General features: G+C 66.7%; 19 protein-coding genes and 1 pseudogene. 10 read left to right on the top strand and 10 right to left on the bottom strand.

Annotated elements, in window-relative coordinates:
* The first annotated feature begins 26 nt into the window (after nucleotides 1-26).
* Complete coding sequence (queG, locus tag ISF28_RS03120; RefSeq protein ID WP_198115709.1) at nucleotides 27-1,133, top strand: tRNA epoxyqueuosine(34) reductase QueG; 1,107 nt, start codon at nucleotides 27-29, stop codon at nucleotides 1,131-1,133.
* A gap of 3 nt (nucleotides 1,134-1,136) precedes the next feature.
* Here queG and ISF28_RS03115 read toward each other — a convergent pair whose 3' ends face one another.
* The 3 genes from ISF28_RS03115 to ISF28_RS03105 form a co-directional block, all read right to left on the bottom strand.
* Nucleotides 1,137-1,466 carry a DUF3052 family protein gene (locus ISF28_RS03115; protein WP_229518853.1) on the bottom strand — a complete coding sequence of 110 codons (330 nt, stop codon included), beginning with the start codon at nucleotides 1,464-1,466 and terminating at the stop codon, nucleotides 1,137-1,139.
* Between the two features lie 164 nt (nucleotides 1,467-1,630).
* Nucleotides 1,631-2,224, bottom strand: coding sequence for a response regulator transcription factor (locus ISF28_RS03110; protein WP_198115707.1), 594 nt, complete (start codon nucleotides 2,222-2,224; stop codon nucleotides 1,631-1,633).
* Between the two features lie 47 nt (nucleotides 2,225-2,271).
* Nucleotides 2,272-4,266: a two-component system sensor histidine kinase NtrB gene (locus tag ISF28_RS03105; RefSeq protein ID WP_198115706.1), complete on the bottom strand. Its 1,995-nt coding sequence runs from the start codon at nucleotides 4,264-4,266 to the stop codon at nucleotides 2,272-2,274.
* A gap of 122 nt (nucleotides 4,267-4,388) precedes the next feature.
* Here ISF28_RS03105 and ISF28_RS03100 point away from each other — a divergent pair, with 122 nt between their 5' ends.
* From ISF28_RS03100 to ISF28_RS03085, 4 genes are all read left to right on the top strand, one after another.
* A complete protein-coding gene (locus tag ISF28_RS03100; RefSeq protein ID WP_198115705.1) occupies nucleotides 4,389-5,414 on the top strand; it encodes a TRAP transporter substrate-binding protein in 1,026 nt (341 codons plus the stop codon).
* 392 nt (nucleotides 5,415-5,806) lie between these two features.
* Nucleotides 5,807-6,337 carry a methylated-DNA--[protein]-cysteine S-methyltransferase gene (locus ISF28_RS03095; protein WP_198115704.1) on the top strand — a complete coding sequence of 177 codons (531 nt, stop codon included), beginning with the start codon at nucleotides 5,807-5,809 and terminating at the stop codon, nucleotides 6,335-6,337.
* Nucleotides 6,310-7,215: a site-specific tyrosine recombinase XerD gene (xerD, locus tag ISF28_RS03090; protein ID WP_198115703.1), complete on the top strand. Its 906-nt coding sequence runs from the start codon at nucleotides 6,310-6,312 to the stop codon at nucleotides 7,213-7,215. Before ISF28_RS03095 ends, xerD begins: the two co-directional genes overlap by 28 nt.
* A 74-nt stretch (nucleotides 7,216-7,289) precedes the next feature.
* The gene (locus tag ISF28_RS03085) at nucleotides 7,290-7,469 is read left to right on the top strand and encodes a hypothetical protein (protein WP_198115702.1); all 180 of its coding nucleotides are present in this window, start codon (nucleotides 7,290-7,292) and stop codon (nucleotides 7,467-7,469) included.
* Nucleotides 7,470-7,525: 56 nt separating this feature from the next.
* Here the strand turns inward: ISF28_RS03085 and ISF28_RS03080 are convergent, their stop codons facing one another.
* Complete coding sequence (locus tag ISF28_RS03080) at nucleotides 7,526-8,530, bottom strand: LysR family transcriptional regulator (RefSeq protein ID WP_198115701.1); 1,005 nt, start codon at nucleotides 8,528-8,530, stop codon at nucleotides 7,526-7,528.
* Nucleotides 8,531-8,615: 85 nt separating this feature from the next.
* Between ISF28_RS03080 and ISF28_RS30310 the strand changes: the two are divergent.
* Together ISF28_RS30310 and ISF28_RS03075 are read left to right on the top strand one after the other, a co-directional pair.
* Nucleotides 8,616-9,161 (top strand): annotated as a pseudogene (locus ISF28_RS30310) (DsbA family protein); the annotation flags it as partial.
* Between the two features lie 69 nt (nucleotides 9,162-9,230).
* A complete protein-coding gene (locus ISF28_RS03075; RefSeq protein ID WP_229518885.1) occupies nucleotides 9,231-10,055 on the top strand; it encodes an MBL fold metallo-hydrolase in 825 nt (274 codons plus the stop codon).
* 246 nt (nucleotides 10,056-10,301) lie between these two features.
* Here the strand turns inward: ISF28_RS03075 and ISF28_RS03065 are convergent, their stop codons facing one another.
* From ISF28_RS03065 to ISF28_RS03055, 3 genes are all read right to left on the bottom strand, one after another.
* Entirely contained in the window at nucleotides 10,302-13,412 is a 3,111-nt protein-coding gene (locus ISF28_RS03065) for an efflux RND transporter permease subunit (protein ID WP_198115700.1), read from the bottom strand.
* Between the two features lie 3 nt (nucleotides 13,413-13,415).
* A complete protein-coding gene (locus tag ISF28_RS03060; protein WP_198115699.1) occupies nucleotides 13,416-14,630 on the bottom strand; it encodes an efflux RND transporter periplasmic adaptor subunit in 1,215 nt (404 codons plus the stop codon).
* Between the two features lie 262 nt (nucleotides 14,631-14,892).
* Nucleotides 14,893-15,864, bottom strand: coding sequence for an endonuclease/exonuclease/phosphatase family protein (locus ISF28_RS03055; protein WP_198115698.1), 972 nt, complete (start codon nucleotides 15,862-15,864; stop codon nucleotides 14,893-14,895).
* A gap of 38 nt (nucleotides 15,865-15,902) precedes the next feature.
* Here ISF28_RS03055 and ybaK point away from each other — a divergent pair, with 38 nt between their 5' ends.
* From ybaK to ISF28_RS03040, 3 genes are all read left to right on the top strand, one after another.
* Nucleotides 15,903-16,394 carry a Cys-tRNA(Pro) deacylase gene (ybaK, locus tag ISF28_RS03050; RefSeq protein ID WP_198115697.1) on the top strand — a complete coding sequence of 164 codons (492 nt, stop codon included), beginning with the start codon at nucleotides 15,903-15,905 and terminating at the stop codon, nucleotides 16,392-16,394.
* Between the two features lie 99 nt (nucleotides 16,395-16,493).
* The gene (gene plsY, locus ISF28_RS03045; protein ID WP_198115696.1) at nucleotides 16,494-17,138 is read left to right on the top strand and encodes a glycerol-3-phosphate 1-O-acyltransferase PlsY; all 645 of its coding nucleotides are present in this window, start codon (nucleotides 16,494-16,496) and stop codon (nucleotides 17,136-17,138) included.
* Nucleotides 17,139-17,392: 254 nt separating this feature from the next.
* The gene (locus ISF28_RS03040; RefSeq protein ID WP_229518852.1) at nucleotides 17,393-18,061 is read left to right on the top strand and encodes a DsbA family oxidoreductase; all 669 of its coding nucleotides are present in this window, start codon (nucleotides 17,393-17,395) and stop codon (nucleotides 18,059-18,061) included.
* Between the two features lie 25 nt (nucleotides 18,062-18,086).
* Here the strand turns inward: ISF28_RS03040 and ISF28_RS03035 are convergent, their stop codons facing one another.
* The 3 genes from ISF28_RS03035 to ISF28_RS03025 all read right to left on the bottom strand — a co-directional run bounded on the left by ISF28_RS03035 (nucleotide 18,087) and on the right by ISF28_RS03025 (nucleotide 21,882).
* The gene (locus tag ISF28_RS03035; protein WP_198115694.1) at nucleotides 18,087-18,932 is read right to left on the bottom strand and encodes an endonuclease/exonuclease/phosphatase family protein; all 846 of its coding nucleotides are present in this window, start codon (nucleotides 18,930-18,932) and stop codon (nucleotides 18,087-18,089) included.
* Between the two features lie 121 nt (nucleotides 18,933-19,053).
* Entirely contained in the window at nucleotides 19,054-19,779 is a 726-nt protein-coding gene (locus tag ISF28_RS03030; protein WP_198115693.1) for a tetratricopeptide repeat protein, read from the bottom strand.
* Nucleotides 19,780-19,785: 6 nt separating this feature from the next.
* The gene (locus ISF28_RS03025; RefSeq protein WP_198115692.1) at nucleotides 19,786-21,882 is read right to left on the bottom strand and encodes a bifunctional 2',3'-cyclic-nucleotide 2'-phosphodiesterase/3'-nucleotidase; all 2,097 of its coding nucleotides are present in this window, start codon (nucleotides 21,880-21,882) and stop codon (nucleotides 19,786-19,788) included.
* Nucleotides 21,883-22,207 lie beyond the last annotated feature (325 nt).

Here is a 22,207-nt window from a genome sequence, read left to right as displayed (position 1 = left end):
TAAAATATGAGGTTTGTAGGTCCGCCATGTCCGCCACCCAGTCGCCCGCCACGCCCGATCTCCCCGCACTCGCCCAGGCCATCAAGGCATGGGGCGCGGAGCTGGGCTTTGCCGACGTGCGCATCGCCGACATCGATCTCGCCGACCAGGAAGCGGGCCTGCGGGCCTGGCTGGACGCGGGCCATCACGGCGACATGGATTATATGGCAAGCCACGGCATGAAGCGCGCCCGCCCGGCCGAGCTGGTGCCGGGCACGGTGCGCGTGATCAGCGCGCGCATGGACTACCTGCCGATGGCGACCCCGGCCGACTGGCGCGCGCGCGAACGCCTGCGCCAGGAAGATCCGCAGGCGGCCGTCGTGTCGATCTATGCGCGCGGCCGCGACTACCACAAGGTGTTGCGCAACCGCCTGCAGCAGCTCGCGGAGCGCATCCGGGCTGCCGTCGGCGAGTACGGCTACCGCGTGTTCACGGATTCCGCGCCCGTGATGGAGCTGCCGCTGGCGCAGAAGGCGGGCCTCGGCTGGCGCGGCAAGCACACCTTGCTGCTGAGCCGCACGGCCGGCTCCACGTTCTTCATCGGCGAGATCCTCGTCGACCTGCCGCTGCCCGTCGACGCGCCCGGTGGCGCCCACTGCGGCCAGTGCAGCGCCTGCATCGACGCATGCCCGACGAGCGCCATCCTCGGCCCGGGCCGGCTGGATGCGCGCCGCTGCATTTCCTACCTGACCATCGAGCTCAAGGGCGCGATCCCGGAAGACTTGCGGCCGCTGATCGGCAACCGCATCTACGGCTGCGACGATTGCCAGCTGGTCTGCCCGTGGAACAAGTTCGCGCAGCGCTCGAGCCTGCCGGATTTCGACGAGCGCAACGGCCTGGGCGCGGCGGGACTGGTGGAGCTGTTCGGCTGGAGCGAGGAGGAATTCAACCGCCGCCTGGAAGGCAGCCCGATCCGCCGCATCGGCCACGAGCGGTGGCTGCGCAACCTGGCCGTGGGCCTGGGCAATGCCGGCGGCGACGCCGATGCCGCCGATGCCATCATCGCCGCCTTGCGCGCCCGCGCGGACCACCCGTCGGCGCTGGTGCGCGAGCACGTCGCGTGGGCGCTGGCGCGCCACGGCGCCGCGGTGTGAGCGTCAGAGTTCGATGCGCTTCATGCGCAGCGCCGACCAGTCGCCGTCGATCGAGATCATGGCGACGCCCGTGATGCCGTTTTCCTTGGCATAGGCATTGATCGAGTCGCGGTTGATGTCGGTGGCCTTGGAGGCGGTCTGCTTCAGGTAGGCGACCCACAGCGAGCCTTTGTCGCCGAGCCGTTCCTTGGCGATGGGGAAGAATTGTTCGAGTTCCTTGCGGTTCATCGCGAACAGCAGCACGACGTCCACCTTGTCCGCGTCGTTCCTGATCAGGTTGGCCGGCATCTGCGACACCATGCCGGGGTGGACGTTCCCGTTCAGGATCAGCATCGATTTCGCGGTCCTCAAGAACATTTTGTCGGCTATCGTCTTCTCGCTCATCTGCGTTCCCTAAAGAATTTTTCGACGTGGTGAGTTCGACCACTCCATGTTCAGGTTGATTTTACAAGCGAACCCCGCGCGGCACAGGACGCGCGGCCAGCCGTGCGCGGGTGTTACTTCAACAACCCGGCCAGCTCGACGGCCGTCTTGACCTGCATCTTGTCGAAAATGTGGGCACGGTGCACTTCGACCGTACGCATGCTGATGCCGAGCTTGTCGGCGACGACCTTGTTCATGTTGCCGGCCAGGATGAGGTCGAGCACCTCCCGTTCGCGCGCCGACAGCGTGGCCAGGCGGGCGCGGATGGCGTCGCTGGACGCGGCCTTGCGCGACGCGGCCAGCGCTTCCTCGACGCGGTCCATCAGCTGGTTGTCGTTGAACGGTTTTTCGAAGAAATCGAAGGCGCCGCGCTTGAGGGAGTCGACGGCCATCGGCACGTCGCCGTGGCCGGTCAGGAAGATCACGGGCAGGCGCGCCAGCAGGCCGCGCGCCACCAGCTGGTCGAACACGGCGATGCCGTTCATGCCCGGCATGCGCACGTCCAGCAGGACGCAGTCGCCATGTGCGGCATCCGCCACGAAGCGGTCGCCCAGGGCGTCGAGAAACGCCTGGCCGCCCGCGTAGCCGCGGGCCGGCAGTCCGCGCGACTGCGCCAGCCATTCGAGGGCGTCGCGGATGACGTCTTCGTCGTCGACGATGTGCAGCATGGTGTCTCCCGGGTGTTCTATTCTTTTGGCCTATTGTAAATCACGGTTCAGGCGACGGGGGCCGTCTGGGCCTGCTGCAGGGTGAACGTGAAGACGGTGCCGCCGCCCGGATTGGCCGCGTGGGTCAAGGTGCCGCCGTGGAATTCGATGGCCGTGCGGCAGATCGACAGGCCCATGCCCATGCCCTCGGCCTTCGTCGAAAAGAACGGCGAGAACAGGCGCTCGGCCACTTCCGGCGCGATGCCGTGGCCGTTGTCGATCACGGACACGGCCACCTCGCCCTGCTCGCCGGTGTGCGCGGTGATGCGCAGGACGCGCCGCTCCGGATCGATGGCCTGCATCGCCTCGATCGCGTTGCGCGTGAGGTTCAGCAGCACCTGTTCGATCAGCACGCGGTCCGCCAGCACGGGCGGCAGGTCGGGCGGGACGTCGACCGAGAGGCTGACGTAGCTCTGGCGCGCCTGCAGTTCGACGAGGGCGCGGATGCCGTCGACGACGTTGGGAATGGCGACGGTTTCGCGGCGCGGCTCGCGCTTCTTGACGAATTCGTGCACGCTGCGGATGATCTGGCCGGCGCGGCGCGCCTGCGTGTTCGCCTGTTCCAGCGCGCGCTTGAGCATGCCGGCATCCACCGGCGCGCCGTCGTCGCCGTCCGCGCGCGCGAGCACGTTCAGCGCGCCCGCCGTGTAGCTCGCAATCGCGGCCAGCGGCTGGTTCAGTTCGTGCGCCAGCATCGACGAGATCTCGCCCATCGTCGCCAGGCGTGCGCTCGTCTCCAGCTTTTCCTGCTGCTGGCGGTTGAGTTCCTCGGCGCGCTTGCGGTCCGTGATGTCGAGGATGGAACTCATCCAGCCGGTGTGGCGGCCGTTGGCGTCGACGAGGGGCGCCTCGAACACGAGCACGGGCACGCGCACGCCGTCCGAGCGCTGGAACACGGTTTCGAATTGCGGCGTGACCTGGCCGGACAGCACCTTGCGGAAGCGGCTTTCGTATTCGGTCATCGCTTCCGGCGCCCAGTAGGGCATCGGCGGCATCTTGCCCAGCAGGTCTTCCGGCGGCAGGCCGACCATGCGGCAGAACGCCGGGTTGACGTAGGTGACGCGGCCTTCGAGGTCGCGCGCGCGCAGGCCCGTGAGCAGCGAATCTTCCATCGCCGTGCGGAAGGCCATCTGCTGGCGCAGCGCGTTTTCCGCCGCGATCGTGCGCGCGATGTGGCGCCACAGCGCGACGAGCGAGATCACGAGGCCCAGCGCCAGTACGATCACGGAACCCACCAGCAGGTTCGGCAGCAGCTTGGGCGCGCCCTTGACGCTGTCGGTGGCGAGCACGATCTGCGATCCCGGCAAGTCGAGCGCGCGCTTGTGCGTGTAGACGCCGCGCCCCGGCCCGCCGGCCGCGCGCTGCGCCACGACGTGGTCGTCGCCGTCGAGCAGGGACAGGGCGTTGTCCTGGGCGAACCACCACGGCACGTTTTCGTCCAGCAAGGTTTGCAAGTTGTACGTGGCGACGAGGCTGCCCATGTATTTGCCGGCGTGGTACAGCGGCAGGTGGAAGTCGATCAGCCCGTGCACGAGGCCACGCGCGCCGTACGGTTCGCTGTAGCGGCCCAGGCGGGTGCTGCGCGCCATCGCGGCCGCGTCGCGCGACGATTGCGTGAGACCTTCGGGCGGCAGCTCCAGCCCGCGGCTCGCCTTGACCTGGCCGTTCGCGTCGTACCAGATGATGCGCTGGAGTTCGTGCCCGTTCTTGAACATCTGCGCCAGGCGCGCCTGCAGGGCGGCCGGCGGCGGCGTGTCGACGGCCAGGTCGGCGCCCAGCGCGGCCAGCGCTTCCTCGCTGCGGGCCAGCTCGAAGCGCAAGGTCTGCTCGACCCACAAGGTGTCGGCGATCAATTGCTCCTGGCGCTCGTTGCTTTCCATCTGGCGCGCCTGCCAGGGCAGCCACAGCAGGACGAGCAGGAACAGCAGCACGAGCAACACCGGCACCAGCCAGCGCCACGGGCCTTCCGGGACGGGCCGGGGCAAGGTAAAGGAAGTTTTCATGTGATAACGTTTCATCTTTTACTACCGGCCGCCTGTCGTGGTTTTCCACGATAGCGGCGCCGTGACGCACGGGGCACACTGGTGGCCGGTATCCGAATATACACCGCAGCATGAGGAAATCTATGCGTATCAAAGCCCTGCTGGCCGCGTTCGCCGTTCTGGCCGGCCTTGGCGCCGGCGGCGTGCGGGCCCAGCCCCCCATCGTCATCAAGTTCAGCCACGTCGTGGCACCCGACACACCGAAGGGCCAGGCGGCCGAACGGTTCCGCGTCCTGGCGGAACAATTGACCCACGGCCGGGTCCGTGTCGAAGTCTATCCGAACAGCCAGTTGTACAAGGACAAGGAAGAGCTGGAAGCCCTGCAACTGGGCGCCGTGCAGATGCTGGCGCCGTCGCTGGCCAAGTTCGCGCCGCTGGGCGTGAAGGAATTCGAGGCCTTCGACCTGCCGTATGTCTTTCCGACCAAGGCGGCGCTGTATGCCGTGACGGAGGGACCGATCGGCAAGAGCCTGTTGCAGAAACTGGAATCCAAGGGCATCACGGGACTGGCCTACTGGGACAACGGATTCAAGGTGATGTCGGCCAACCGGCCGCTGCACACGCCGGCGGATTTCCGCGGCCTCAGGATGCGTATCCAGGGCTCCAAGGTGCTCGAGGCCCAGATGCGCGCGCTCGGCGCGATTCCCGAGGTGCTGGCGTTTTCCGACGTCTATCCGGCCCTGCAGGCCCACATCGTGGACGGCACGGAGAATCCGCCGTCGAACATGTACACGCAAAAGATGCACGATGTGCAGAAGTACGTGACGGTGTCGAACCACGGCTATCTCGGGTACGCCGTCATCGTCAACAAGAAATTCTGGGACGGTCTGCCGCGCGATATCCGCGAAGAACTGGAGCAGGCGATGCGCGAGGCGACGGCCTTCGAAAAAACCATCGCCCAGCGCGACAACGACGCCGCGCTGGAAGCGATCCGCAAGACCGGCAAGACGAAAATCCATACGCTGACGCCGCAGGAACAGGCCGAGTGGCGCCAGGTCCTGCTGCCCGTGCAGAAGCAGGTGGAAGGGCGGATCGGCAAGGATTTGATCGATGCGATCAACCGGACGACGGCGCGGGTGACCGCGCCGATGACGGCCAGGGCCTGGTAACATGACGGCGCGGCTGTTAGTTGCCTTGAATCAATGAAACATCGCGGTAGACTGTTTTATGACATGTCATAGGGGCTTATGACCGAAATATATTTCGTGAATGTATATAAAAAACTACGCTTTTCCTATTCGGTTGCGTTATGATGGGGCACCTTTTGGCACCAACCTGGTGCGATAAAGCGAACCGAATACGATTTGGGAGAGGGAAAAGAAAGCGGTAAGTACAAACTTTACCGAAAAATAGTTAGGAGGAGACACACGTTTTACATGATGCAGCCGGCAATGACCAGGCAGCCGAAAACGTGACCAAATTGGAAACGCACCTACGGGTGCGTTTTTTTTTGCCCGGAGCAAGACTTGCGATCGCGCGGGCCCGGTCTTACACTGCATCGATGAACACACAACAAGGCAGCGAGATTTTCAGCGCCATCATCGCGGCGCCGTTCGGGGCGATGGGCATCCGGACCGAAGACGGACGGCTGCGCGAACTGGTCTACCTGCCGCCGCATTACCAGGAAAAATCGGCGCAGGATGCCGTCGCCGAGCAGGCCGCCCTGCAACTGGCGCGCTATTTCGAGGATGCCGATTTCCGTTTCGACCTGCCGTTGAAAGAGGCCGGCAGCGCGTTCCAGCGCCGCGTCTGGGACACGATCTGCGCGATCCCGCGCGGCAGCGTGCGCACCTACGGCCAGATCGCCAAGCAGCTGGAATCGGCCCCGCGCGCCGTCGGCCAGGCGTGCGGCGCCAACTGGTTCCCGCTCGTGATCCCGTGCCACCGCGTGACGGCGTCCGGGGGCCTGGGCGGTTTTTCCAGCAGCGACGATGAACACGGATTCCAGCTCGGGATCAAGCGTTGGCTGCTGCGCCACGAAGGCGCGCTGGCGCTCGAGATGCCATGGCAGCAGCAGTCAATCTTCCCCTGATCGACGCGTTCTGCGACGCGCTCTGGCTCGAGCACGGCCTCGCGAAGAATTCCCTCGACGCCTACCGGCGCGACTTGCGCCTGTTCGCGCGCTGGCTCGAAGTCAAGCGTCCCGACCGGCCCGACCTGTACGCGGTCCTGCCGCAGGACATCGCCGCGTATTTCGCCGAGCGCCACGAAGACACGAAACCCAGTTCGGCCAACCGCCGCCTGTCCGTCCTGAAGCGTTTTTACCAGCTGGCGCTGCGCGACCGCCGCGTCGCCGCCGACCCGTGCTTGAACATGGCGTCGGCGAAACAGCCGCAGCGCTTCGTGCACACGCTGACGGAAGCCCAGGTCGACGCCCTGCTGGCCGCGCCGGACGTGGCGACCCCGCTCGGCCTGCGCGAGCGCACGATGCTCGAACTGATGTACGCGAGCGGCCTGCGCGTGTCGGAGCTGGTCGCCTTGAAGCTGGTCGAACTGAGCCTGAACGACGGCGTGCTGCGCATCACGGGCAAGGGCAGCAAGACGCGCCTCGTGCCGTTCGGCGAACAGGCGAGATACTGGCTGGAGCGCTACATGAAGGAGGCGCGCGCGATCATCCTCGACGGCCAGGTCGACGACGCCCTGTTCGTGACGGCCCGCGGCGGCCCGATGACGCGCCAGATGTTCTGGGTCGTCATCAAGAAGCATGCGGCGAAGGCGGGCATCACGGCGCCGCTGTCGCCCCACACCCTGCGTCACGCGTTCGCCACGCATTTGCTGAACCACGGCGCCGATCTCCGCGTGGTGCAGTTGTTGCTCGGCCATTCCGACATCTCCACGACCCAGATTTACACGCACGTCGCGCGCGAGCGCCTGAAGCACCTGCACGCGCAACACCACCCGCGTGGTTAATTCTCAAGACGATGCGGGATGACTGGTCCATAATGGACCGGTACGACCTTTCCAACGACAGTCTCGAGGTGAGCATGGCCAAGACGAATTTCCAGTACGAAAAACGACAGCGGGAGTTGGAGAAGAAGCGCAAGGCCGAAGAAAAGGCGCGCAAGAAGCAGGAAGCGAAGTTGCACAAGGGCGAGGGCGGGGAGGACGCGCCTGCGCTGGACGAGGATTCCGGAGAAGAAACGCACCAGGAACATCCTGCCTGATCGCTTGTCGGCGCCCGGCGCCGTTTCATTCGTACCTCAAGCAAGGCCGAACAGCTTCATCGACCGGGTCGCGCTCGCGGGGGCGCATGTCCGTCGTCCTTGGGGCCCTGGCTGGCGACCCGCGGCGCTTCCCATTGCCGGTGAATCTGGGTCAAGACTTCGACAAACTGCCTGACCCTGGCGGAGCGGAACCGCGCGGCCGGGTAGACCACGTGGATGCCGCCGTTCGGCAGTGTCCATTGCGGTAGCAGGTGGACGAGCTTGCCCTGCTCGAGTTCGGTTGCCACGGCATAGTCCGGCAGCACCGACAGGCCGGCGCCCAGGCATACGGCGGCGCGTACCGCCAGCGTCGCGTCCAGGCGGATGGCCGGGTCCACGGTCACCGCCTGGCTCAGGCCCCGAGCGTTTGCGAACGTCCAGTGCTCGGGCGCCTTCAAGACCGAGTTGGCGACGAAAGGCAGGTCCGCGATCTGCTCGGGACCTTGTTTGCGGTCCAGCCGCCGCGCCCATGCCGGTGCGCCGACCAGCAGTTGACGGAAGCTGCCGATCTGCCGCGCCTGCAACTGCGGGTCGGCCAGCCAGCCGGCGCGGATCGCCATCTCCACGCCCCCGCCGTGCAGGTCGAGCGACAGGTCGCTCATGATGACGTCGACCTTGCACCCTGGGTGGAGCTTCGAGAACTCGACGACGGCCGGCACGACCGCCGCAAGCCCGTAGTCGAACGGCGCGGTCAGCCGCAGGACGCCCGTCGGTTCCGTGGACACGTCGGCCAGTTCGTCGAACGCATCGCCGGCTTCGCGCAAGATCAACGCGCAGCGCTGGTAGAACGCCAGCCCGGCATCGGTGGCGGTGACGCGGCGCGTGGTACGCGTCAGCAATTGCGTCTGGAAGTCCCGTTCCAACCGTGCAACCTGCTGGCTCACAACCGCCTTGGTCACGCCAAGGCGGTCGGCCGCCGCGGTGAAGCTGCCGGCCTCGACCACAGCGGCAAAGTAGGCCAATCGCTTCAGGTTCGAGAAGGCATTCGAGCCGGCGGCTGCATGATTGTTCGCTTTTAGCATACAGAAAGTATACCGGAACGTCGTTTGTCTTCTGGCCATTGCGCCCTATTATGCCCCTCATCCTATCCATCCGGGGCTCCCATCCATGACTCGTACGCTGTACTACCTCTTCGATCCGCTGTGCGGCTGGTGCTACGGCGCCGGTTCCGCGTTGACCACGCTCTCGCAGTCCGCCGCGGTCCAGCTCAAGCTTTTACCCAGCGGCTTGTTCCAGGACGCGGGCGCGCGTCCGATGGACGATGCGTTCGCGGCCTACGCGTGGTCCAACGACCAGCGCATCGAGCGCCTGACGGGCCAGCCCTTTTCGCAGAGCTACCGCGAGCAGGTGCTGGGCGACCGCGGGCAGATGTTGGACAGCGGTCCGGCCACCCTGGCCCTGACGGCCGTCTGGCTGACGGCGCCCGGGCGCGAGGTGGACGCGCTGAAGGCGATCCAGCATGCCCGCTACGTCGAAGGGCGCGACATCACGCAGCTGGACGTGCTTCGCCGGGTGCTGGACTCGCTGGACCTGGTCGAGGCTGCGCAACGGCTCCAGGCACCCGACGACGCGCTGCGCGCGGCCGCCCGGTCCCGGATCGACGAGGCGCAAACGATGATGTCGCGGTTCGGTGCGCGCGGCGTCCCGAGCTTTGTCCTCGATTCCGGTGACCACCAGGAATTGCTCCAAGCCAGCACCGTCTACCCCGATCCCCGCGATTTCCTGGATCAACTTGCCGCGCCGTTGCAATGGCATGCGCTGCCCGCCGGCGAACAGGGTTTCTTCCGCGCGCCGGTGCTGCTGTCCGGTGCCACGGAAGCCGTCCTGATCGACGGCGGTTTCTCCCTGCCGGACGGCCGCGCGGCGGTCGAGGCGATCAGGGCCTCGGGCAAGACGCTGACGACCATCTATATCAGCCAGAGCGACCCCGACTATTACTTCAGCCTGGGACCCGTCAAGGCCGCCTTTCCCGCCGCCAAGGTTATCGCGGCATCGGCCACGATCGCGGCGATCAAGGCGAACGTCGAGAAGAAGCTGGCCGTGTGGGGGCCGCAGCTGAAGGAAAACGGCCCGCAGGCGCTGGCGGACATCGTCATGCCCGAAGCCTTCGATGGCGACGCCCTGGACCTGGAAGGCCACCGCATCGAGATCGTCGCCGCGCAGGGGATGGAAAATCGCCGCTACCTCTGGGTGCCGTCGCTGCAGGCCGTATTCGGTGGCGTGCTGGTCTTCGCGGGCCTGCACGTCTGGACGGCCGACACGCCGACGCCGCAGGCACGTGCCGCCTGGGTCGGGAACCTCGAGGCGATCGCCGCCCGCGCGCCGGCCGTCGTGGTCCCGGGCCACATGGCGGTCGATGCGGCGCCGGACGTTTCTGCGGTCAGCCATACCCGCGACTACCTGCTGGCCTTCGAGGAAGAGGTCGCCAAGGCAGCGGACAGCGCGGCGCTGATCGCCGCGATGAAGCAGCGCTATCCGGCGGCCGGCATGGTCCAGGCACTGGAGATCGGTGCCAAGGTGGTCAAGGGTGAAATGAAGTGGGGCTGAACGGGTTTCCCGCCACCTGCAGGCCGCGCTGGCACCGGACGCGCACTGGACGGAGGCGGCCGGATTCCCGTACGCGGGCACCTATGTGGGGCTCGAGCAGATCGGGGCACGTACCGCAAGACCGGCAAGCCCATGACAGCGAGCTTCGCGCACCTGTACCACTTAAAGGATGGCAAGATCGTGCGCATGGAACAGTACGTCGACAGCCATCGGGTGCAACAGGCGCTCGTTCCGGGATGAGCCGCGTCACGCCGCCCGCTCGTTGCCCTCCGCCACCTCTTCCTCGCGCCCGCGCTTGAACCACGCGGCCACCCGCTTGCCCAGGCTGTCGAGATAGGTGTACGCCACCGGCACGACGACCAGCGTGAGCAAGGTCGACGTGATCACGCCGCCGATCACGGCGCGGCCCATCGGCGCCTGCGTTTCGCCGCCTTCGCCCATGCCGATCGCCATCGGCAACATGCCGAAGATCATGGCCAGCGTCGTCATCAGGATCGGGCGCAGGCGCACCTGGCCCGCTTCCATCAGCGCATCGAACTGGTTGCGTCCCGCGCGCTGGCCGTGGTTGGCGAAGTCCACCAGCAGGATCGCGTTCTTCGTCACGAGGCCCATCAGCATCACGATGCCGATCACCGAGAAGATGTTCAGCGTCGTCTTCGTGACGAGCAGCGCGACGAGCACGCCGATCAGCGACAGCGGCAGCGACACCATGATCGCGATCGGCTGCAGGAAGCTGCCGAACTGCGACGCCAGCACGAGGTAGATGAAGATCACGGCGATGCCCAGTGCGACGCCGAAGCCGGCCATCGTTTCGTCCATCTGCTGGGCGTCGCCGGAGACGTCGAAGCGCACGCCGTCCGGCAGGGCGATCGACTTCATCGCCTTGTTCACGTCGCCCATCACGTCGCCGAGCGGACGGCCTTCGAGGCCGGCGTAGATCGCGACGCGGCGCTGCAGGGCCTGGCGCTTGAGCATCTGCGGGCTCGTCGACGGGATGAATTGCACGACCTGGCGCAGCGGCACCATGATCGGGTTGCCGGCCGCATCGAGCTTGCTCGACGCCACCGACAGGTCGGCCAGGTCGGCCACCTTTTCGCGGCCCGATTTCGGCAGCTGCACGTTGACTTCGTAGTTCTGGCCGTCCGGCGCGAGCCAGCGGTTGGTCTGGTCGCCGGCGACGAACGGACGCAGCGCCGTGCCGATCTGCTGCACGGTCAGGCCCAGGTCGGACGCCAGCTCGTGGTTGATCTTCACGATGGTCGCCGGGTTCGCGCCTTCCTGGCTGTACTCGATGTCGGCCACGCCGCGGATCTTGCGCATCTTGTCCATCAGCGTGTGGGCGACGGCGTCCAGCTTGGCCTCGTCGGTGCCGAGGATGGCGATGAAGATGGGGCGCTGGCCGACCGTCAGCGATACGCCGGCGATCTTTTCCAGGCGCGCGCGGATGACCTTCTCCATTTCCTGCTGCGAGCGGCGGTGCGTCTTGTGCACGTCCGTCAGCTTGAGGTTCACCTGCGAATAGTTGCGGCCTTCCCACGAGCCGATGATGGTCGAGACGCTTTCGATTTCCTTGAACTCGGCCAGCGCGGCCTCGGCCTGGCGCAGCTTGGCGTCCGAGTAGTCGAGGCTGGAGCCGATCGGCGTCTTCAGGCGCAGCTGGATGAAGCCGTCGTCGACCTGCGGCACGAATTCGCCGCCGATCTTCGGCACCAGCATCAGGCTGCCCACGAACAGCACGACCGCGAGCAGCAGGGTCGATTTGCGCCAGCCCAGCGCCAGCGCCAGCACCTTCGCGTACACGTGGTGCAGCCACTCGATGCCGTGCTCGATGCGCGCCATCAGGCGGCCCAGCCAGGGCAGGTACTTGAAGCGGTCCTTGACCGGATCGGGCCACACGGACGACAGCATCGGGTCGAGCGTGAAGCTGACGAACAGCGACACCAGCACGGCCACCGCGACCGTGATCCCGAACTGCAGGAAGAAGCGGCCGATGATGCCCTTCATGAACGCGATCGGCACGAACACGGCGACGATGGCGAACGTCGTCGCCATCACGGCGAGGCCGATCTCGCCCGTGCCATCTTCCGCGGCGCGCACGTGGTTCTTGCCCATGCCGAGGTGGCGCACGATGTTTTCGCGCACGACGATGGCGTCGTCGATCAACAGGCCGATGCACAGCGACAGCGCCATCAGGGTGAGGAAGTTCAGCGTGAAGCCGAACCACTTCATCGCGATGAAGCTGGCCAGCACCGAGATCGGCAAGGTGAGGCCCGTGATGATCGTGCTGCGCCACGAGTGCAGGAAGAAGAACACGATCACCATCGTCAGCAGCGCGCCTTCCAGGATGGTGTCCTTGACGTTGTCGACCTGGCCCTGCACGTTCTTCGCCTTGTCGTCCAGGATGCGGAACTGGATGTCCTTCGGCAGGCTGTCCTTCATCGCGTCGATGGCGGCGCGCACGCCGTTGCCCACCTGGACCGTGTTGGCGTCCTGGATCTTCGCGATCTCCAGCGTGATGGCGCGCTCGCCGTTCACGCGCGAGATCGACTGTTCCTCGGCGGCGCCGTCCGAGATGTCGGCCACCTGGCCCAGGTAGATCGGACCGCCCGTGCGGTTGGCGACGACGATGCGCTTGAAGTCGGCCGCCTCCTTCATCTTGCCTTCGATGCGCACGAGGTTCTCGCGCGCGCCGCGGCTGATGCGGCCGGCCGGCAGGTTAGCGTTGGTGGCCGCGATGGCGCTCATCACCTCGTCGATGCCCACGTCCAGGCTCTTGAGCTGGTCCGGGCGGATGTCGACGAGCACCTGGCGGTCCTGCTTGCCGTTGACGCGGATCTGGCCCATGCCGGCCACGGCCTGCAGGCGCTTGACGATCACCTGGTCGGTCAGCATCGACAGGTCGCGCAGGCTGCGCTCGTGCGACGTCAGCGACAGCAGGATCACCGGCTGCGTGTTCTCGCCTTCCTCGCGGTAGACGACCGGTTCCTTCACTTCACGCGGGAAGCCGCCGCGGACGGTGCCGATGCGGTCGCGCAGGTCCTGCACGGCGCGGTTCATGTCGACGGTCAGCTGGAATTCGATGCCGACCCCGGAGCGGCCTTCCCACGACGTGCTGCGGATGGTCTTGATGCCGCCGACCGTGTTGGCCGCTTCCTCGATCGGGCGGGTGACGTCGTTCTCGACCTGCGCGGGCGAGGCGCCCGGATACTGCGTCTCGATGAACACGGCCGGGATCTCGATGTTCGGCATGCTCTCGACGCCGAGGCCGCGGTACGCGAACAGGCCGAGCACCATCAGGCCGACCATCACCATCGTGGCGAAGACGGGATACTTGATGCTGGTGCGGGTGATCCACATGGCTCAGCCTTTCCGCGCGGGGGCCGCGCCTGCGTTCGCGGTGGCCGCATCCGGCAGCTTGACACGGCTGCCCGGCTTGACGTCGTCCAGCGGCACGGCCAGCACCGTCGCGCCGGCGTCCAGGCCGTCGAGCGCTTCGACGAGACCTTCGTCGGGGTTGCGCAGGCCCAGCTTCACGGGCTGCACGACGACCTTGCCGGCGTCGACGCGGTAGACGACGTCGCGGCCGTGATCCTGGCGCACGGCGCCGATCGGCAGCAACGGATGCGCGGCCGACTTCTCGGTGACGATGGTGCCCTTGGCGAACATGCCGGCGCGCAGCAGGCCGTCCGGATTCGCCACGTCCACGTAGACGATCATGGCGCGCGAGCCCGCTTCCGTGGCCGGGTTGATGCGCGCGACCTTGCCCGCGAAGGTCTTGCCGTCGAAGCCGTCGACCTTGAACCGCACGTCCTGGCCGACGCGGATGCGCGGGATGTCGGAGGCGGGGACTTGCGCGTCGAGCGTCAGGTGTTTCAGGTCGACGATCGCGAACACGGGGCTGTCCGGCGCCAGCTTTTCGCCGGCCTGCGCGAGACGCTTGCTGACGACGCCCGACAGCGGCGCGTGGATGGTCGTGTCGGCCAGCGCGATGCGCGCCAGGTCCAGCTGGGCGCGCGCGGCGTCGACGGCGGCCTGCGCCAGGTCGACGGCGTTCGCGGACGTGTCGTACGCGTTCTGCGCGATGAAATTCTGCTTGAGCAGCGAAGCGCTGTTGCTCAGGTTTTTCCGGGCCAGCGCGAGGCGCGCCTGGGCGTCGGCGAGCATGGCCCGCTGCTGGGCGACGCGGGCGCGGGCCTCGGCGGGGTCGAGTTGCGCGATCACCTGGCCGGCCTTGACGTCCATGCCTTCCTGCACGGTGGTGGACAGCACGATGCCCGAGACCTTCGACTTGACGGTGGCTTGCGACAGCGGCATCAGGGAACCCGTGACCGGCAGCGTGACGGCCAGCGGCCGCGCCTCGACGCGGGCGATGTCGCGCGGCGACAGCTCATGCACCGGATCCGCTGCCGCCTTTGCCGGCGCGGCCGCCTGCGCGGGCGGCGCGGCGCGGTGCGTCAGCGCGTAGCCGCCGGCGCCGGCCAGCGCGACGGCGAGCAGCGTCAATGCGACGACCTTGGTGCGCCGGCGCGGCGGGGTGGGCTGTTCGGCGGACAGGGGCAGGGACTCGATCTTCATGATTGTTCTTTATGTGTGGTAAGCGCGAGCGGAAAAGGGGAGCGCAAGTGCTCCGTCCTGCGGGGCAGGATGGAGCTCCCGGCGCATGAAAGCATGGTAGGTTTGACGATGACGAACCGCTATCGGAATGCGACGGGCGGTGCAAAAGGGACGCTGAACTGCGCAAAATCCGGCACGGACGCGCGTGTGGTTGGACGAACGGTTATTGGTGATGCATATGGTGGGCGCGGGGCGCCCACCCTACGTTACATGCGGACCAAATTCAACCGTCGCCGTCCGGCGTCCCGGGTCGCTCGAACAAGCGCAACCGCGCCAGCACCTGCCCGTGATCGGACGCCTCCGGCAACCCGAGGTCGAGATGGTCGTTCAGGTACACGACGTCGACGACTTCGCCCAGCGCGCCCGGCAAGGCGCGATTGAATTCCGCCGACACGAGGATATGGTCGATCGTCGTGTGATACCCATCATGCACATTGGAAAATCCGACGTGGCGCAACAGGTCCTGGCGGCCCTGCAACTGGCAGGCGTCATACAGACGGTCGCCGCTCGGTGCGCCGATGCCCAGCACGATGCCGGTCGTGACCGCGTCGGCCACGTCGTTGAAGTCGCCCAGCACGATGCGGGGGCGGTGGTGCTCGTGCCCGATCCCGGTCAGCAGCACGCGCAACGCGGCCGCCTCCGTGCCGCGCCGGATCAGCGAGCGCAGCGACGCCAGCGCGTACAGCTGCGGATCGTCGCCCGTGTCGCCCGCGCGGTAGTCGGGACGGCGCGACTTGAGGTGCACGACCACCACGTCGGCGACGAGATCCGGTGTCAGCTGGATCGCCGTGTGCAGCGGGGCGCGCGTGAAGCGTTCCGGATCGCGGTTGCCGGGCGGCATCGCGATCCCGGGTGGGAAATAGGGCAGTTGGCGCGGCGCGTCCGCCAGCGGCAGGCGCGAGGCGAGGGCGACGCTGGGCGTGAGCTTTTCGGCGTCCGGATCGGGATCGAAGCCGACGTGCACGGCATCGCGGAAGCGCCGCGTGCGCGACAGCGCCTCGGCCAGCGCGGCCTGGGAGAACACTTCCTGGAAACCGATGACGTCGGCGCCGAGCATGTCGATCTGGTGCGCGGTCCAGGCAATCTTCGCTTCGTATTCCTCGGGGGTGCTCGGTTCCAGGTTGTCGTACAGCTGGGCGCCCGGCGGCGCGAGGTTACACACGTTGAAGGTGGCAAAGCGAATCTCTTGCTGCATAATAAGCAACTCCTCCGTTTGCATTTAGCGTAACACGCATGGCCAAGAAAGAGCATATCTCCGAAACCCCCGCGACACAGTTCCTGCGCAAGCATGGTGTCGTCTTCTCGGAGCACCCGTATGAGTATGAAGAACATGGCGGCACGGCCGTGTCGGCGCGCGAGCTGGGCGTGGCTGAGCACGCCGTCGTCAAGACGCTCGTGATGCAGGACGAGGCGGCGCGTCCGCTGATCGTGCTGATGCATGGCGATTGCAAGGTCTCGACGAAGAACCTGGCGCGCGCCATCCCGTGCAAATCCGTCGAGCCGTGCAAGCCGGACGTCGCCCAGCGCCATTCCGGCTACATGGTGGGCGGGACGTCGCCGTTCGGCGTGCGCAAGGCGATGCCGGTGTATGTCGAGGAGAGCATCCTGCAGCTGGACAAGATCTATATCAATGGCGGACGGCGCGGCTTCCTCGTCGGGATCGCGCCTGCCGTGCTCGTCGACGTGCTGCAAGCCCGGCCCGTGCATTGCGCGTTGGCGGATTGACGGCTTGTCCGACTATCGCCGGGCTCGGCCGATGGTGTATATTCTTGCGCGCCAGATCCCTGGCCGGGATTAAGCCCGTAGGGGTTAAGAAAGACACTCATGTACACAATTCTGTTCACCATCGCAGCCTACCTGATCGGCTCGATTTCCTTCGCCGTCGTGGCGAGCCACCTGTTCGGCCTGGCCGACCCGCGCACCTACGGCTCGAAGAACCCGGGCGCCACCAATGTCCTGCGCTCGGGCAGCAAGAAGGCGGCCATCGCGACGCTCGCCGGCGACTGCGCCAAGGGCTGGCTGGCCGTGTGGCTGGCGAGCCACTTCGGCGAGCGGTTCGGCGTCGAGGACGGCGGCGTGGCCCTGGTGGCCATCGCGGTCTTCCTGGGGCACCTGTGGCCCGTGTTCTTCCGCTTCGTCGGCGGCAAGGGCGTCGCGACGGCGCTGGGTGTGCTGCTGGGCCTGAACGTCTGGCTCGGCCTGGCGACGCTGGTGACGTGGCTCGTCGTCGCCTACGCGTTCCGTTACTCGTCGCTGGCCGCGCTGGTGGCGGCGATCTTCGCACCGTTCTACTACGGCCTCTTGTTCGGTGCCGACGAAAAACTGTTTGCCGTCATCGTGATGAGCCTCTTGCTGCTGTACCGCCACGGCAGCAACATCAGCAATCTCCTGGCCGGCAAGGAATCGCGGATCGGCAGCAAATCGAAGGGCGCCACGACCGCCCCCAAAGCCACCCCCCGCAAAAAATAATTCGGGGTCAGAGCATTTTTTTTCCAAAATTCGGGGTCAGAGCACTTTTTGTGGCAATGACTCCCGAGTACTCTTACCCCATGCGATGACGGGTTGCGCGCCTTGCCGCAGCCGGGTTCACCGCGCGCGACCGGCGATTCCACGTTGGGCGCCACCGCAGCGACATTTCTTCAGAAAGTGCTCTGACCCCGAATTTGGCGGAAAATGTGCTCTGACCCCGAATTTAGAAAGGCGGTGAACAAGTGAGCAAGCAGATGAGAATCGATTTCGTGTCGGATGTGTCGTGCCCGTGGTGCGCGATCGGCCTGAAATCGCTCGAGCAGGCGCTGGACCGGGTGTCCGACGACATTACGGTCGACATGCACTTCCAGCCTTTCGAGCTGAACCCCGGGATGGGGCCCGAGGGCCAGGACATCTCCGAACACATCGCCGAGAAATACGGCGCCACGCCCGCCCAGCAGGAACAATCGCGCGAGATGATCCGCCAGCGCGGCGAGGCCGTCGGCTTCACGTTCGACATGGGCAAACGCGGCCGCATCTACAATACCTTCGACGCGCACCGCCTGCTGCACTGGGCGGAAGGCCAGGGCCGCCAGCAGGCGCTGAAGGAAAAGCTGTTCGAGGCGTATTTCACGCAAGGGGAGAACCCGGGCGCGCACGACGTGCTGCTGCGCATGGCGGGTGAGGCCGGCCTCGACGTCGACGCGGCGCGCCAGGTGCTGGAATCGAATGCGTATGCCGACGAGGTGCGCCAGCTCGAGTATTACTGGCAGCGCGCCGGCATCCGCTCGGTGCCCGCGATCGTGATCAACCAGCGCCACCTGATCTCCGGCGGCCAGCCGCCCGAGGTGTTCGAGCAGGCGCTGCGCCAGATCGCCCAGCAGGACGAGGAACTCGAGCAGGACGAGGAACCGGCCGCATAAGCGCCCGCATGAGCGCCCGGCCGGTTCAGCCCAGGTCCAGCACGATGGGCTGGTGGTCCGAGGCCGACGTCTCGGACTGCACGCCCATGTCGACCACGCGCCCGGCGAGGTCTTCCGTGACGAAGAAATAATCGTAGCAATCGGGCTTTTCGGGCCACTTGAAGCCGTGCAGGCCGGCCGTCGGGGCGCGCGCCATGTCGCCGTGGCGCAGGCGCCACGCATCCAGCAAACCCAGGGTGCCGGCCGGCGCGGGCGCCACCAGGGCCCGGTAGTCGTCCGAGTCCGGTTCGAAATTGAAGTCGCCGCAGTAGATCGCGGTGCCGGGCCGGAAACCGAGCTGGAACGGCGGCTCGAGCGCGGGATCCGGCTGGTAGACGGCGGCGCGGGCGCACGCTTCCTCGTGCAGTTCGCGGATGCGGCGCACCTGCGCGCGGCGCTGCAGCGGCGAATAGTACTCGAGGTGCGTCGTCAGCACGCGCAGCTTGCCGCCGGGCGCTTCCAGCACCGTTTCGATCATCCCGCGCGGCATGCCGGCCGGGTGTTCCGGATCGACGGGCCACGGCAGCATGTGACGTTGCGCCTGGGTGATGCGGAATTTGGACAACAGCATATTGCCGAACTGGCGCGGCAGGTTGTTGCGGTAGATTTCGCTCGGCGCCTGCTCGATCATGTGATACCCGCCGAACGCGCCGGCGAGCTGCTTGAACTGGCTCGCGCTGGCGCTCCCGTCCAGTTCTGGATGGTTGGCCGCCACTTCCTGCAGGCAGATCACGTCGGGATTCAGCTTGCGCAGCACATCGATGATTGCGTGGATGCGGATGCGCCCGTCCCTCCCACAGCCCCAGTGAATATTCCAGCTTACCACGCGCATTCGATACCTCCGTAAAACTCAACTGCCAGAGTTTGCCATTCTTTGGAGAATGGCGGTCACACGGTAGGATCGATGTCAAGCTAACAAGTTCACCGGAACAGTGTCCGGAACGGGCGGCGGGTCAGAACCGGCGCGCGTTGCTGCGCCGGTGTTCCGCCCCTTCTTTTAGCAACTGGTCCGCTTCCGCGGCGTCCTTGGGCGTGAGGGCGTCGCCCGTCTGCTTGACGAGCGCCAGTTGCTGGATCGCGGCCGGATACTCGTGGTCGGCGGCGCGCTCCAGCAGGTCGCGCGCGCGGCGTGGGTCGGCCGGCACGCCGTCGCCGTCCGCATACGCGTTCGACAGCAGGAACATCGCATGCGCGTCGCCCGCCTGCGCGGCCACGCCCAGCCAGTGCGCGGCGGCCGCCTTGTCGACCGGGACGCCGGTCCCGTTCTTGAGCAGCAGCGCGAGCCCCAGCGCGGCCCTGGCGTGGCCCTGCCGAGCGGCCTGGCGATACCACTGCGCGGCGCGCGCGCCGGCGCCGTCGTCCCGGGAACGCTCGCGTTCCAGTTCGCCCAGCTGCCAGGCCGACTCCGCGTCGCCCTGGCGCGCGGCGCGCATGAACAAGGCGCGCGCCTGGTCGTCCCGATGGCGCGTGCGGTACAGCAGGGCGAGTTCACGCTCGGCCACCGGCAGGCCGTCGCCGGCCCAGGCCTGCAGGCGCCGCTCGGCGGCGGCGTCGCCGCGCTGGACCGCGTCCATCGAGACAGCCTCGATCTCGGCCGGCAGCGGCGCGCGTCCGCAGCCGGCGACGAGGATCGACAGCAGCGCGGCGGCCAGCCACGCGCGCATGGTACGGATGATCATGCCGGCTTACTTCGACAGGTCGATCGCGTACTTGGCGAAGCCGCTCGCGTCCAGCCCGCCCTCGGCCGTGACGTTTGCGAGACCCGCCGCCTGCGCCAGCGGCAGGTGACCCGGCGCCGAGCGCAGGATCACGGGGCCGGCGGTCGCCGTCTTCACGAAGGTCCAGCTGCGCGCGCCGCCGTTGGCCGCGAGCGTGACCTTGCCGGTGGCCGCGCCGATCTTCTGCAGGTAGTTGCTGACGACGGCCTGGTTGGCGTCCGGCGACTTGATGATCGTCTTGCTGCCGTCGATGCCGGGGAAGTTGCCGCCGCCGCCCGCGCGGTAGTCGTTGGTGGCGACGATGAAGTCGTCCGTGTCCGCCACCGGCTTGCCCTGGTACGTCAGGTTGACGATGCGGCTGCCGACCGGCTTCGTCACGTCGATCTGGTACTGCAGCGCGTTGCCCTCGGCGTAGAACACGTCGTAGTTGTAGATCGTGCCGTACGACGGGACGAGGTCCTGCTCGCCGGTGGCCGCCGGGTCGATGCGTGCGAACTGCTTCGCGGACGTCTCCAGCCAGGCCTTGAGGTCGGATCCCTTGATCTTCACGGCCTGCAGGTTGTTGTTGCTGTACAGGTAAAGGTCGCCCGGGTTGCGCACCTGTAGGCCGACGGGTGCGGCCGGCGTCGCGCCCGGCGCCACGTCCGTGAAGTCGGAGGGCCCGTTGCGGCCCGCCTTGAACGGCGCGCTGCACGAGATGACCGGGATAGTCTTGTAGCTCGACAGCGCGGCGTCCGTACTGGTGGCGATGGCGTTCTTGACGTAGTCGATCTGCGCCTGGTTCACGAGCTGGATGGCCGACACGTCGCCGGCGAGCGCGAAATACGAGGACATCTCGAAGTCCGTCGCCACGCCCAGCGGCTGCTTCGCGTACGCGATCGTGGCCTGGTGCTCGGCCTGCACGGCGGCCGCGATGGCCGGGTCGGCGGCGACGATGGTCGTGCCGTCCTTGTACTTGAAGCCGCGCGATTCGACGGTCGTCTGCGCCGGCTGCACGACCCATTTCCCGCCCTGGTAGGCGAGCGTCATCTTGATGATGCCGAGGCGCCGGCCCCAGCTTTGCGCCATCACGGTCGGCACGCCGTTGACGAAGCCCTTCACGGCGTCGACCTTGGCCGCTGCCGGGATCGCGGCGAACGACGGATCCAGCGCGGGCGCGCCCGTTTCTTTCCCCTTCGGGAAGATGAGGTGGGCGTGGCCGATCAGGAGCGCGTCGATGCCGGTCGTGCTCAGGTAGTAGCTCTGGTTTTCCATCTTCGGGCTGTACGCGCCCGTGTCGAGGCCACCGTGCGACAGCGCGACGACGAGGTCCGCGCCCTTGCCGCGCATCTCCGGCACGTACTGTTTCGCCGCTTCGACGGCCCCGCCGACGGCGACCTTGCCGGCCAGGTTCTTCTGGTCCCAGTCGAGGATCTGCGGCGGCACGAAGCTCATCACGCCCACGTTGACGGTGACGGGCATCGTCTCGCCGTTCGGCTTCGTCGCCGTGAAGTTGCGCGCCAGGATGCGGTACGGTTCATAGATCGTCTTGCCGGTGGCGACGGCCGTCACGTTCGACAGCACGAGCGGGAAGTTCGGCCCGCCGCAGGTGCCGCTCGGTTTCGACACGCCCGGGATGCCGAAGTCGGTGTTCGTGACCTGGCTGAGGAACGGCAGGCCGTAGTTGAATTCGTGGTTCCCCAGGCCGCCCGCGTCGTACTTCAGCGTGTTCATCGCCTTGTGCACGGCGAGCGTGTCGCTGCACTTCACGGGCGACGTGACGGCCTGCAGGTCGGCCAGCAGGGTGCCCTGGATGACGTCGCCGTCGTCGAACAGCAGGTTGTTCGGCGTCTCGGCGCGCGCCTGCTGGATGAGCGTGGCCGTGCGGTCGAGGCCCAGCGTGGGGTCGGCGGCGAGCGAATAATAGTTGTAGCCGAGGACGTTCGAGTGGATGTCGGTGGTCTCGAGCAGGGCGAGGGTGACGGTCGTGCCTTCGGGGATGACGTTGGCGGGCGTGGATGGCTCGCCGCAGCCGGTCAGGCCGGCGGCGGCCAAGGCCGCGAGAAGTACGTGGTTGCGTTTCAAGATGGATCCCGTTGTGGTGGAAACGGGGCGCACTCTATCTTGATGGGATTACAACGATGTGACACCGGGGCGACCGGCCCCACCGTGACGTCGCCGAAACGCATGCGTTTGGTGGGCACGGGGCGCCCACCCTACGCAATTATGGACGATCCGTTGTTACGCCCGCCCGACGGCATGGTGAATCGTAGATACCGTCTCGCCCGTCAAGCATCACATAGCGTAATTTGGGTCGTATGGCCTGCCTGTGTGTACAACGCCAAAACACAGGTGGGCCAGTTTGCGCATGCAGGCGCCAATAACTGCCATCTTGGTCTTGCCTTTAGCG

This window comes from Massilia rhizosphaerae, assembly GCF_016093545.1.
Taxonomy (GTDB): Bacteria; Pseudomonadota; Gammaproteobacteria; order Burkholderiales; family Burkholderiaceae_D; genus Telluria; species Telluria rhizosphaerae.
Note: the sequence above shows the minus strand (reverse complement) of the source record. Positions and strands in the feature narration are given on the sequence as shown.

What these genes read in the sequence shown, in the direction of transcription:
- plsY (WP_198115696.1), top strand. Translation starts at nt 16,494, where the DNA reads ATGTACACAATTCTGTTCACCATCGCAGCCTACCTGATCGGCTCGATT.
- ISF28_RS03060 (WP_198115699.1), bottom strand. Translation starts at nt 14,630, where the DNA reads ATGAAGATCGAGTCCCTGCCCCTGTCCGCCGAACAGCCCACCCCGCCG.
- ISF28_RS03105 (WP_198115706.1), bottom strand. Translation starts at nt 4,266, where the DNA reads ATGAAAACTTCCTTTACCTTGCCCCGGCCCGTCCCGGAAGGCCCGTGG.
- ISF28_RS03100 (WP_198115705.1), top strand. Translation starts at nt 4,389, where the DNA reads ATGCGTATCAAAGCCCTGCTGGCCGCGTTCGCCGTTCTGGCCGGCCTT.
- queG (WP_198115709.1), top strand. Translation starts at nt 27, where the DNA reads ATGTCCGCCACCCAGTCGCCCGCCACGCCCGATCTCCCCGCACTCGCC.
- ISF28_RS03040 (WP_229518852.1), top strand. Translation starts at nt 17,393, where the DNA reads ATGAGAATCGATTTCGTGTCGGATGTGTCGTGCCCGTGGTGCGCGATC.
- ISF28_RS03095 (WP_198115704.1), top strand. Translation starts at nt 5,807, where the DNA reads ATGAACACACAACAAGGCAGCGAGATTTTCAGCGCCATCATCGCGGCG.
- ISF28_RS03065 (WP_198115700.1), bottom strand. Translation starts at nt 13,412, where the DNA reads ATGTGGATCACCCGCACCAGCATCAAGTATCCCGTCTTCGCCACGATG.
- ISF28_RS03035 (WP_198115694.1), bottom strand. Translation starts at nt 18,932, where the DNA reads ATGCGCGTGGTAAGCTGGAATATTCACTGGGGCTGTGGGAGGGACGGG.
- ISF28_RS03055 (WP_198115698.1), bottom strand. Translation starts at nt 15,864, where the DNA reads ATGCAGCAAGAGATTCGCTTTGCCACCTTCAACGTGTGTAACCTCGCG.
- ISF28_RS03085 (WP_198115702.1), top strand. Translation starts at nt 7,290, where the DNA reads ATGGCCAAGACGAATTTCCAGTACGAAAAACGACAGCGGGAGTTGGAG.
- ISF28_RS03030 (WP_198115693.1), bottom strand. Translation starts at nt 19,779, where the DNA reads ATGATCATCCGTACCATGCGCGCGTGGCTGGCCGCCGCGCTGCTGTCG.
- xerD (WP_198115703.1), top strand. Translation starts at nt 6,310, where the DNA reads ATGGCAGCAGCAGTCAATCTTCCCCTGATCGACGCGTTCTGCGACGCG.
- ISF28_RS03115 (WP_229518853.1), bottom strand. Translation starts at nt 1,466, where the DNA reads ATGCTGATCCTGAACGGGAACGTCCACCCCGGCATGGTGTCGCAGATG.
- ISF28_RS03080 (WP_198115701.1), bottom strand. Translation starts at nt 8,530, where the DNA reads ATGCTAAAAGCGAACAATCATGCAGCCGCCGGCTCGAATGCCTTCTCG.
- ISF28_RS03110 (WP_198115707.1), bottom strand. Translation starts at nt 2,224, where the DNA reads ATGCTGCACATCGTCGACGACGAAGACGTCATCCGCGACGCCCTCGAA.
- ybaK (WP_198115697.1), top strand. Translation starts at nt 15,903, where the DNA reads ATGGCCAAGAAAGAGCATATCTCCGAAACCCCCGCGACACAGTTCCTG.